This window comes from Desulfovibrio desulfuricans, from assembly GCF_024460775.1.
Taxonomy (GTDB): Bacteria; Desulfobacterota; Desulfovibrionia; order Desulfovibrionales; family Desulfovibrionaceae; genus Desulfovibrio; species Desulfovibrio desulfuricans_E.
The window spans coordinates 22436-34195 of sequence record NZ_JANFYZ010000021.1 but is presented as its reverse complement, the minus strand read 5'-3'; the positions used below and the strand labels follow the sequence as shown (position 1 = coordinate 34195).

Annotated in this window: 8 protein-coding genes; 2 read left to right on the top strand and 6 right to left on the bottom strand. The window is 57.6% G+C overall.

All coding sequences use genetic code 11. The features are described from left to right. Positions 1–205: 205 nt before the first annotated feature. Together wbaP and NE637_RS14715 are read left to right on the top strand one after the other, a co-directional pair. A complete protein-coding gene (wbaP, locus tag NE637_RS14720) occupies positions 206–1678 on the top strand; it encodes an undecaprenyl-phosphate galactose phosphotransferase WbaP (protein WP_227119360.1) in 1473 nt (490 codons plus the stop codon). Beyond that, positions 1678–2817: a glycosyltransferase family 9 protein gene (locus tag NE637_RS14715; protein ID WP_227119361.1), complete on the top strand. Its 1140-nt coding sequence runs from the start codon at positions 1678–1680 to the stop codon at positions 2815–2817. Before wbaP ends, NE637_RS14715 begins: the two co-directional genes overlap by 1 nt. A gap of 134 nt (positions 2818–2951) precedes the next feature. On the opposite strand, the gene fabZ is transcribed toward NE637_RS14715, so the two are convergent. The 6 genes from fabZ to NE637_RS14685 all read right to left on the bottom strand — a co-directional run bounded on the left by fabZ (position 2952) and on the right by NE637_RS14685 (position 11621). Next, complete coding sequence (gene fabZ, locus NE637_RS14710; protein WP_192112460.1) at positions 2952–3419, bottom strand: 3-hydroxyacyl-ACP dehydratase FabZ; 468 nt, start codon at positions 3417–3419, stop codon at positions 2952–2954. A 103-nt stretch (positions 3420–3522) separates the two neighbouring features. Then, on the bottom strand, positions 3523–4068 hold the full coding sequence (locus NE637_RS14705; RefSeq protein ID WP_192112461.1) for an OmpH/Skp family outer membrane protein: 546 nt from the start codon (positions 4066–4068) through the stop codon (positions 3523–3525). Positions 4069–4268: 200 nt separating this feature from the next. Then, positions 4269–6737, bottom strand: a complete 2469-nt coding sequence (locus tag NE637_RS14700) for an N-acetylmuramoyl-L-alanine amidase (RefSeq protein ID WP_227119362.1) — start codon at positions 6735–6737, stop codon at positions 4269–4271. Positions 6738–6959: 222 nt separating this feature from the next. Continuing rightward, positions 6960–9725, bottom strand: a complete 2766-nt coding sequence (gene bamA, locus NE637_RS14695) for an outer membrane protein assembly factor BamA (protein ID WP_227119363.1) — start codon at positions 9723–9725, stop codon at positions 6960–6962. Then, positions 9706–10392, bottom strand: a complete 687-nt coding sequence (locus NE637_RS14690) for an ABC transporter ATP-binding protein (RefSeq protein WP_022657995.1) — start codon at positions 10390–10392, stop codon at positions 9706–9708. Before NE637_RS14690 ends, bamA begins: the two co-directional genes overlap by 20 nt. A 2-nt stretch (positions 10393–10394) precedes the next feature. Next, the gene (locus NE637_RS14685; RefSeq protein WP_192112550.1) at positions 10395–11621 is read right to left on the bottom strand and encodes a lipoprotein-releasing ABC transporter permease subunit; all 1227 of its coding nucleotides are present in this window, start codon (positions 11619–11621) and stop codon (positions 10395–10397) included. Positions 11622–11760 lie beyond the last annotated feature (139 nt).

Below are 11760 nucleotides of genomic sequence, written 5' to 3'. Positions count from 1 at the left end.
CACAGGGCCGCCGGGGCAGAGGCGGCCCGAAATGTACGAGCCGGTGTCGGCTTTGTCGACCCGAAAGCGAGGGCATTTCGTGAATAAGGGTAAGCCGCAAGGGCGATAGCCCGCGTCACAGGGCCGCCGGGGGCTGCCAGCATCGCAAGGGGGGATTATTGTGCTTTGTAAAGAAAGAGAATAACATTACATTGTTTGAGTATCTGTGTTTTCAGCAACAGCGCGGCTTGCCGTGCGCAAACGTGGTGCCGGTTCCATCGGCACAGCGCCGCTCCTCATGAAACAATATCCCCTCTGGGTCAGGGCGCTTCTGGCTTGCGGGCTTTCCCCGCAAAAAACCCTGCTTAGTCTTGCTGACCTTTTCACCATCCTCGGCACGGCCCTGGTGGTTTTTCTTGTGCGCGCCGCTTTTGGCAACGTGGATTTTGCACAGTACCGCGGGGCATTGCCCTTGTTGCTCATGGGGCCGGTGATGGCCGCCGGGCTTGGCCTTTATCAAAGCATAAGTCTGCCTCCGCACCGGGAACTCAAGGCCTTGTTCCAGCTCACAAGCCTCATGTACGGCATCATTCTGGCAGTGCTTTTCCTTTCAAAAGCAGGCGATACCTATTCCCGGATTGTTATTGCGGGCAGTTGGCTGGCTACTGTTTTTACCCTGCCGCTCATGCGCAGCTATTGCCGCCGCCTGTTTATGCGTCGCCGCTGGTGGGGCAGACCGCTGATAATTTTTGACAGCGGCAACGCCGGGCGTGACTTCTGGCGGTACCTCAAGCGTCGCCCAGAGCGCGGGTTGCACCCGGTCGCCATATATTCTTTGCCCACCAGTGAAGACGACGTGCGCAAACTCTTTGCGGAAACGGCGCAGGCCAAGCCCAAGGCGATGGCCATGATTCTGCAAAAGGCGGATCAGGGGCAGAGCCTGGACTATATTACCGAAGCCAGCCGGTATTTTGAGCGCATTCTTGTGGTGCCTTCCTTCAACGATGGCTTCCGCGCGCACTGGCTGACCCCGCGCGACCTTGGCACTGCCGTGGGCTTGCAGGTGCGCCAAAACCTGCGCGACAAGCGCCGCCTGCGGGTCAAAAGATTTATGGATGTGCTGTTCTGCGCCCTTGGCGGTGTTGTGCTGCTGCCTCTTGGCTTGCTGCTGGCTCTGGCTATTCGCCTAGACAGCAAGGGCCCGGTATTTTATCGCCAGCGACGTATTGGCCACGGGGGGCGCGAGATACGGATTTTCAAGTTTCGCACCATGGTGGACAAGGCCGATATGGTGCTCAGGGAAGTGCTGGAGCACGATCCTGAATTGCGGGCGGAGTGGGAAAAAGACCACAAGCTCAAGCATGATCCGCGCATAACCCGCGTGGGCCGCATTTTGCGCAAGGTCAGCCTTGATGAACTGCCGCAACTGCTCAACGTGGTTATCGGCGATATGAGCCTTGTGGGGCCGCGCCCCATTGTGCAGAACGAAGTTCAAAAGTACGGCCCGGTGTATGAAGAATACTGCATGGTGCGGCCCGGCATTACCGGGTTGTGGCAGATTTCTGGCCGTAACAATACCACCTATGCCGAACGGGTGGCCTATGACCACTATTATATCAACAACTGGTCTGTCTGGATGGATTTGTGGATCCTGGCCAAAACGATTCCTGTGGTCATAACCGGGTATGGAGCATACTGATGGGAGAACGCGGCAACAGGCTTAACCGTTTGCTTGATCGTTATGCGGGCATACCCCTGGCGGCATGCAGCGCGGTTGCGCGCCTGGGCAAAAAATCTGTGCCCGCAGCGCCGCAGCGAGTGGGTTTTATCTGTCTGGGAGCCATTGGCGATCTGCTGCTGCTTTCAGCGCTGATCACCGCCCTGCGCGAGCGGTTGCCCAACGTGCATATTGCCCTGCTCGTGTCCCGCGCCAATGCCGCCACTGTCAGTCTGATCCCTGGTATTGACCAGTGCGCGTCTTTTGCGGTGACGGATGTTTCTGCCATGGTAGCATGGCTGCGCGAGCAACGTCTCGATGTGCTCATTGACAGCACGCAGTGGGCGCGGCTTGGGGCCATATTGAGCAATCTTTCCAACGCCCGAACCACAGTGGGCTTTGATACGGAAGGGCAGCACCGCGCCTTTGGCTATAGCTTCAAGGTGCCTCATCGCAATGACAGGCATGAGGTGGAAAATTTCATGGAGCTGGGCCGCGCCCTGTACCCGGATCTTCAGGGTGCGCCACGCCTGCTTTTGCCGCAGTCTCCGCCGGATGATCTGCCCGCTGAACTTTGCGGCAGGCTGGAACCAGCAGGCGACATAGGCGATGCCTTGCCGCAGAGGGTTTTTCTGCACATGTGGCCCTCAGGCTCCAATGCCTGGCTCAAGGAGTGGCCTGCCGACAGCTGGGATGCTCTGGCCAGACTGCTGGGCAGCAAGGGTTTTGAGGTCTACCTGACCGGTGGGCCAGCCGATGCCCCGCGTAATGACGCTTTTTTGCGGGCGCATCCCCAATGTCCTGCGATTTCGCTTGCGGGCAGAACATCGCTTGCAGGCCTTGCCTGGCTGTTCAGCCGCGCCACGGCTGTAGTCTCCGTAAACACGGGCACCATGCATCTGGCAGCGCTTGCGGGCGCACCAACAGTGGGGCTGCATGGGCCGACCAATCCCTTGCGCTGGGGGCCGGTGGGGCGTCATGTGCGCGCACTTTTGCCGCACAAGGGGCCATACGCCTACCTCAACCTGGGCTTTGAATACCCACGGCCTCACACTTCCTGTCTTGATTCGCTGCCGGTGGAAGATGTGGTGGATGCCCTGCACAGCCTTTCGCTTTTTTAGGGCAAATAGCAGTAAAAAATTCCGTCGTGCGGTCTGCTTGTGGGCAGATGGCCTTGCGCCGGAGGGCAGAAAAATGAAAGGGGAAGGGATTGTTAATCCCTTCCCCTTAAACATTGCGGCCAGCTTTTGTGGAACTAGCCCTTGGGCCTGTCGCCGATGGCGGCGGTAATCTGGGCCTCTGCGGCAAGCTTGCCGTCCACAAAGGCGCGGGCTTCCATTTTGCAGAGCTTGAGTTTCATGCGCAGATTGCTGCATTCAAGGTCAAGCCTGTCGCCGGGAACCACCTGGCGGCGAAATTTTACGCCATCAAGGCCGGTGAAGAGAAAGAGCTTGTCGTCCAGGCTGTCCATGCCGGAAACGGCCAGCAGGCCGCCTGTCTGGGCCAGAGCTTCCAGAATGAGCACGCCGGGCATGATGGGAGCACCGGGAAAATGCCCCTGAAAGAAAGGTTCGTTGAACGTAACATTTTTATAGGCCCGGATGTGCGAGCCTGCTACGCATTCCACAACCCTGTCCACCAGCAAAAAGGGGTAGCGGTGCGGCAGCAGGCGCAAAATGCGCTGTATGTCCATGCCCGTATTCTGGGGGGCGGTATCCTGCATGGGGGCCTCCTGATGAGTTGTTCTTATCCGCCTGTTGGCGGCATGAAAAAAGGCCTCTCGCCCCATCCGGGTTGAGAGGCCTGAGAATTAACGGCTGAGGGCTTTATTTTTTGCCGCTCTTGTCGTTGGCTTTTTCTTTGTAGATCTTGTTCACTTCGGCCAGCACGTCCTGGGTCAGATCCATGGACTGGTCGGCGTACAGCACGCCACCGGCGGTGACGTCCACCACAAAGTTGAAGCCTTTGGCGCGGGCAACTTCATAGGTGGCGCTGAAAACCAGGGTAACCATGTCCTGGCGAAGCTTCACTTCTTCCTGTTCAACCTTGCGCAGGAAGTTACGGGTCTTCTGATCCAGATCCTGCTTGGAGCGGATGAAGTCCAGCTTCTTTTCTTCGCTGGCCTTGGGGTTTTTCAGAGCATCGGCCTTTTTCTTCAGCGCTTCGCCCTGTTTTTCAAGTTCGTTACGTTCAGTGCCGAACTTGCTTTCCATTGTTGTTTTGGCGGCCTGGGCAGGGACGCTCTGCGTCGCCACGGTCTGCATGTCAACAACACCGATCTTGGCTGCGGGTACGGCGCCGCCGTCTGCAGCATAGACTTGCCCGGCAAGCAACAAGCCAACCGCAACAGCCGTCATCAAAACCTTGCGCATGAAAGTTCTCCTTCCCCAATGCTGATTTGTTATGTCGTCCTTGCGGAACTGGGATGACCCGCGCGCCGTAAGAGAAGATGCCACTGCTGTTTGCAACTGTTCAATACATTTGGCAAAACAGCTATAATTATCAGACGCGCCCAAAGGAACAGTCATTTGCTATGATACAGGCCGGGGACACGTAGTTGAAATTACTCGCCTCACATAGCACCAGCGCCTTCTTGCGTCAAGGAATTCTGGACCGTCCTGCGCTTAAGAAGCTTGTCCTTGTAAGCAAGAATGCCCTCGGCAAGCCCCTCGGCCAGGGTCATGCGGTATTTGGGCGTAAGAAGCCTTGCTGCTTCTTCCCTGTTGGTGCAGTAACCAATTTCCACAAGTACTGCGGGCATTTGTGCGCCGAGCAGAACAATAAATGGCGCAGATTTGATGCCATTATCCTTTGTATCATACTGTCGGCGCTTCAAACGGAACTGTGAAAGCCGCTGAATATCTTGCGCCAGATGGCGTGATTCGTCCACCCTTGCATTGAGCATGACATCGGCGAGCATTTTCTGCATATCGCCGAGCCGGTGGTCGCCGTCAGCATTTTCAAGGGTGGCGAGGCGTGCTGCCTCAGGATTGCTGGCAATATCGAGGTAGTATGTTTCAAAGCCCTGCACTGAAGGATCATCATTGGCGTTGACGTGGATGGAAACAAACAGATCCGCTCCGGCGGCGTTGGCCATGGTGGTGCGTTCACGCAGCGAGATATGCTTGTCGGCAGTGCGGCTGTAAACAACCTCCAGGCCATTGGCCTCAAGCAGTCGGCCCAGGGTCAGGGCCACGTCAAGGGATACGATGCGTTCCAGCACTCCGTTGTGATTGGTGCCGGGGTCCCGCCCGCCGTGTCCGGCATCAATAAATACCGTGCGTACCGTCAGGCCGAGCTGGCGGGCCATATCGCGCACCAGGCGCGGCGAGGGCGGGGTCGCAGGCTGGGTGCCGCTGGCATCGGCCACTGTTGCCGAGTTTTCCGCTGCGGGTTGCGCATCGGCGAATCCGGCTTTTGCGTTGCTGACAGGCGGCAACTGCGTGCTGCCGCCAGCCACCCGCAGGATAATGCGGCAGGGGTTGGTTTCTGTACGGGCATCAAAGCGGCGAGCGTCCTGAAAATTGAACTGGAGCACGGTTTCGCCGCCCTTGCTGTCGCTGACGCTCATTCCCTTGAAAAGGCTGCCCCGGATATTCACGCCCTTGCGAATATCCTTTTCCACAGAGGCATTTTCCAGAGCGACATGCAAGGATGCCTGCTCAGCCCTGTTTTTGCCTTTTGCGCTGCTTGTATTCAATTTTGCCGTGTAACGGGCAGGGGCGCTCAGCTCAAGGACAATCTCCACGCTGTTCTTGCTCAGCGAATTCCACGAAAGGGACTGAACCACCGGGCGGGTAACCTGCGGCGCATTGCCAGCCTTGCTGGCAGTTGCTGCAGGTGCGCCTGTGAGGCGGGTGCGCAGGGTTTGCGCCTCCGCCACCATATCGCCGCCGGAATAGAGGGCCATGATGGCGTCAAGCAGTTCCAGAGCTTCCGAGGTCTGGTTCAGGCGGTCTGCCTCAATGGACGCGGCGCGGAGCAGCGAGTCGTCAGCCAGGGCGCTTTTGGGAAATTCCTGCGCAAGCTTGAGATAGAGGTCGCGCGCCTGTCGGTATTCATCTGCAAGATGCGAGCAGTCTGAAAGAGCCTCCTGACTGGCAGCAGCGCGGAACAGCGCACCGGGAGAAATGGCCCAGTCTTTACGGCTGGTATAGATGCGCAGAAATTCAGCAGTCAGTTCTTCCCAAGGCTGACGCCAGCATGAACGGACTTTGTCGGCGCGCAGGGCATCCATTTTTGTCTTGGCCTCGCGGTAACGGGGCAAAAGTTCCGCTTGTGGCAGGGACTGTAAGGCCGAAGCCTTGGCAAGCTGGCCTCCTGCATCAGCGCCACCAGCTGTGGAAGATGCGGCTGTATTGGGCGTGGGGGCAGAAGCTCCCTTTGCAGGGGCGGCCTCATCCTTGGGTTCCTTGCCATCGGTGCTGGAAACCTGACGCGCCTCTGGGGCGGTGCGCCCGTTGGCAGCGGCCTGAAGCGTCTTTTCCAGGGCCAGTGCCTCCTGAATCATATCTCCCTTGGGGTACTGGGCTTTGATGCGCTCAAGCAGGGCCAGTGCCCCTTTGTCGTCTTTAAGCCACGCGGCGTGCAGCTTGGCCGCACGAAAAAGGGCGTCATCGGCAAGCCGGCTGTCGGCATGGCGCTGGGCGACAGCTTCATAACACTCAATGGCCTTGCGGGCATCAGCCTTGGCGAACGAGCGTCGGGCCAGCTCCTCCAGGCTTTCCGCAGCGCGGAACAGGGCCGCAGGGCGGTTGGGCCAGCCCGGATCAGCATCATAGATGGCGCGGAACTCCGCAGCCAGATTTTCCCACGGTTCACGCTGGCCCGAACGCTTTTCGTCCTGCCGCAGGGTTTCAATATTTGCCTTGGCAAGATCGTAGCGCTTGCCAGTTGGCGGCAAGGAAGTATAGCCGGAGTCGTAAAAGCAGACGACCATCAGGCACAGGGCAACCAGAAAGGCCAGAGGCGGAACAAGTCTGCGCATCTGGTTGCTGCCAGTTGGTTCGGAAGCCTTGGGCTGGGCTTTTTTTCCGGCCACGGTTTTTCCTTTTGCCATGATGGTGTCGGTAATTTGACTTTTAAAGTTTTGCCTGCGTTATTGTTAGCATATTGTATGCCAGCAGCGCAAAGATGGCAAAACGCCCTCTTTTGCCGGCTGATAAGCCTTGGCATGGGCATGGAAAAAGCAGCGCGCCGGATACACAGAAAACTGTGCCTCCGGCGCGCTGAATCTTTGCCGCTGCTGCGGCAGAAGTGAGGGCTAGAAGAACTGGCCCATGCTGAATTCTATGCGACCGGATTCACGTTCCTTGTCGTAGTCCTGAACCAGCGGGATACCGTAGGCGATACGAAGGTCGCCCATGGGCGAACGCCAGCGCAGTTCAAGGCCCGTGGAGCAGACGATGTATTTGTTGAGGTCGTTGCCCATGGTCTTGCTGTCGATGTTGTAACCGGCATCGAAGAAGGGAACCAGAGCAAGGCCAAGGTCTTTCTGGAAGGTCCAGATGTATTCAACGTTGGCAACACCCATGCGGTCGCCGCCGATCTGGTCGCCGTTGTACTTGTAGTCGCGGGGCGAGAGGTCGGAGAAGGAGTAACCGCGAATGGTATCCATGCCGCCAACCCAGAAGCGTTCAAACACCGGGACGTTGGAGTTGGTATTCTGGTACACGCCGCCCAAACGACCTCGCAAGTGGATGGTGTTCTGCGGGTTAAAGGACCAGAAGCCCTGCCAGTCGGCCACAGTCTTGATAAAGTTGTCTGTGCCGCCGAGGCCGCCGCCGCCGTATTCAGCCCACAGGCGGGCAATGGTACCCTTGGTGGGGCGTTCCTTGGAGTCCGTAGTGTCGCGCAGGATGCGGCCAGAAACGGCGCTTGTCCAGTTGGTGCCCTTGTAGTCGCGAATGTAGGGAGAGGCGTCGTCGTCCACATCGTAAAGAACATAACGTTCCAGACGATAACCGCCGCCTATGCTGGTGTATTCACCAATGGGATACGACAGGCGAATGGTGTCGCCGACGGTGTCCTTGGTAAAGTTGTCCCAGTAATCGTGCGTGTAGTACAGGTCGTTGCCGACAGAAAGATCGGTATCGTACAGGCGCGGGTTGGTGAAGGACAGCACGCCCGACGTACGACGCCAGGAGAAGAAGCCCTGCAACTGCAACCAGTAGCCGCGGCCAAAGAGGTTGCGCTCCATGACGGATGCGGTGACGCCCACGCTGTAGTAGCTGGAGTAGCCCACGCCGCCCATGATGGCGCCGGTATTGGTTTCCTTGACCTTGACCTTGAGGTCAACTTCGTCTTCGTTCTCCGTGGGGATCAGTTCCATATCCACGGCAGAGAAGAAGTGCAGACGGTTCAGGCGCTCGTTGGAGCGGCGCAGCTTGGCGCCTTCGTACATGTCGCCGTCGCCCAGGCGCATTTCGCGCAGGATGACGTTGTCGCGGGTTTTGGTATTGCCCTCGACAGACAGACGGCGGATGAAGACCTTCTGCTTTTTGTTGATCACATAGCCCACGTCCACCTGATCGCTGCCGTCATCGGCCTTGACGACCTTGGTGTCCACTTCGGCGAAAGCATAACCGTAATCGGAATAGTAGTCGGTCAGGCGTTTGGAGTCTTCCTGCATGACCGTGAGGGAGAAGTACTTGTCGGATTTTTTCCAGTCGTCCATCTGCACGACTTCAAGCATCTTGTCTTCGCTGTCGATAACATCGCCAGCAAAGACCACGTCGCGCACGGTGTAGCGGGGGCCTTCGTGCACGTTGAATGTGATGTAGATGCCGTCGTCGCGGTATTCAACGGTTGGCGCAGCCACCTGAATATCTACGTAGCCTTCGTTAAGGCCAAAGGCGGCAATGGCGTTGGTGTCGCGCTCCAGGTATTCGTCCTTGAGCACGCCGGTACCCGTCAGCCACGAGAAAATGCCGCGTGTCTTGAGGGCCATGTATTTGTCAAGATCGCCGCGATTGAGCTTGTTGAGGCCTTCAATCTTGACGTCTCTGATATAAAGCTTGTTGCCTTCGGTAACGCTGATCACCAGCACTGCGCCGCGCCCACCCTGACGGTCTTCAAGACGGTAGGTGACCTTGGCAAGGTAAAAGCCTTCCTTGTGGTACAGTTCGCTGATTTTCTGGAGGTCGTCCGAAAGCACCTGTTCGTTCAGAACACTGCCGCTCTTGGTGCCCATGGCCGCAAGCACGTCGTCCTTGCTGACCTTGTCCGAACCGTCAACAACGATGTTGTCGATGCGCGGCTTTTCAACCACGGTGAACACAAGCACGTTGCCTTCAAGCGTGGCCTGCACATCGCTGAAGTAGCCCATATCCCATATGCGCTTTACTTCTTCGTTGATGGCCGTGGCGTCCGGGCTGTCGCCCTTGCGGATGGTGAGGCGCATGAGCACTGTATCGGGGTCAAGCACCTTCATGCCGCGTACCTGCACATCGGCAAGCCCGCCGTGGGCAGAGGTGGGGGCGTTCATGGGAACAAGGGTCGCCGGCGCATCGTTTTTTTGGGGCGCGGCCTCGGCGGCGGTGGCGGGATTGGAAATTTCTGCCGCACGTTTGGCCAGCACAGCGGCGCACTCGTTCAGCGAGGTCAGCGAGTTACGCTCAAATCCGGCGGGGACGGCTTCGCCCTCATAGACAGGCACAATGCGCGTGTCCATGGAAAAGCCCTGACCAAGCTGATTGAACTTGCCGTAAATGACCATGCGCGCTCCGGCCTTGCGGCCAAGCTCGCGGGCGGTGGCAAGGTCAATGGATTCACCGCTGTTGCGCTGCAAAACGCGGGCGGTTTCCATGGGAACAGTGCGCATGCCGTTCTGCTTGAGCTGATCGGCAATCGCCTGAGGCACATCCTGCGAGGCGTTGGGCATTTCCGGCCCGGCGTTCACCTGAAAGGGCAGAACAAGCACAAGGGGCCCTTCTGCCGCTACGGCTCCACCCGGAAGCGCCAGGGTGGCGCAGGCCAGCACGGCAAGGCACAGGGCTTTGCACAGTACGTTATTCAAAAATCTTTTCATACAATGTCCCCGCTTTCAGTTCCAGGGTTCTGCCCATGCCTGCGGCCAGCTCTCGGTTGTGCGTTACAACAACGAGGGTCATGCCCAATTCACGGTTGAGTTCGTTCATGAGAGCGCCCACCTGCGCTCCCGTAACTTCATCCAGATTGCCGGTGGGCTCGTCAGCCAACAGAACGCGCGGTCGCATAAAAACCGCGCGCGCAATGGCCACCCGCTGGCGTTCGCCGCCCGAGAGAGTGGCGATCTTGCTTTCCATACGCGCCGATAGCCCCACGCGGTCAAGCATTTCACGCGCACGGCTCATTACGGCGCTTTGTTTAGCACCGCCAATAATTGCCGGCATTGCCACGTTTTCGAGGGCTGAAAATTCCGGCAGCAGATGATGAAATTGAAAAACGAAGCCCAGAGTCTTGTTGCGAAAGGCAGCTTTCTGGTCAGCGCTCATGAGCGCCATGTTGCGCCCTTCAAAACATATCTCGCCCGTACTTGGAGTATCAAGTGCACCCATAAGATGCAAGAGGGTACTCTTTCCGGAACCGGACTGTCCAACTATGGCGAGCATCTCGCCTTCTTCCACAACCAGGTTGATATCCTTGATAATCTCGGTCTCTTCACCGGGTGTGGCAAATTTTTTGCCCACGTTTGAAAAAGTATAGAGTGCTGACATGGCTATTCGTAGCGCAGGGCTTCTGCCGGTTGCAGGCGCGATGCCTGCCGAGCCGGGTAAAGGGTGGCCAGAAAACACAGCAGCATGGCGCTTGCGCCAATGATGAGCACATCGGAGAGGGTGATGATAATGGGCAGATGATCGAGGGTATAGACGTTTTCAGGCAGTTTGATGAACTGGTAGCGCTTGAGCAGCCAGCCGAGCGAAAGGCCAAACGCATAGCCAAGCAATGTGCCGATAACCCCGATGATTGTTCCCTGAAACATGAAAATACGCCGTATCATGCTGCTTGTGGCGCCCATGGACATCATAATGGCGATGTCGCGCGTTTTTTCCATAACCAGCATGACCAGGGTTGTTACAATAGAGAAAGAACCGATAAGCACCACCATGGCCAGCAGAATGAACATGCCGATTTTTTCCAGCTTGAGCGCTGCAAAAAGGTTGGCGTTCATTTCCATCCATGAGCGCACGTAGAAGGGCGAGCCAAGCTCGGTTGAAACTTCGGCAGCGGTCTTGTCCGCCTTGTAAACATCGGCCACGGTCAGTTCTACGCCCGAAAGATAATTTTCCGGCAGGCCCAGCACATCGCGCGCGGCGTTGAGCGTAACAAAACCCAGCGACGAGTCGTATTCAAACATGCCAGTCTTGAAAATACCTACCACTTCAAAGGGGCGCACACGCGGCGCGTAGCCTGAGGTGGTCTTTTGCCCTGAGGGCGAAAGCAGATTCACGCGGCTGCCCATGCCAAGCCCAAGGCGCTTGGCCAGTTCCTCGCCAATAATAAGCCCTGGCGCGCCTTCGCGCTCAAGATCGGCGGCAGAACCCACGCGCATCTGGCGCAGCATGGAAAGCACTGCAGGGGCCGACTTCGGGTCAATGCCCCGCAAGACAACGCCCTTGACGCCGCCGCCAGCGGAAAGCATGACTTCTGTGTAAATAAAGGGGGTTGCCCCGGTCACGCCCTTGACAGAACGCACCCGATCCAGAAGGTCGCTGCGGTTCTCAAAGGCCGAGGGGATATAGGACATGACAATGGCGTGGGCATTGGCCCCGAGGATTTTGTCCCGCATGTCGGTGGTGAGGCCGTTGTACACGCCAAGCACCACCACCAGCGCACCAACGCCGATAGCCACGCCCAGAATGGACATGATCGATATGATGTAGATGAATGTCTGCTTTCGCCTCGAAAAGAGGTAGCGCAGGGCAACGAATAGTTCAAATGACATTTGCGGCATATTGTCCCACCTTGCCCGGATATTCAAGAGTTATTTTAGACCTGGGGCATTGCGTTGCCGCAAGGCAAGCCAATTGCGTCAGGGATTGCCGCTGGCAGGCAGCGCGCAACTGTTTGTACCTGGAGCAAAC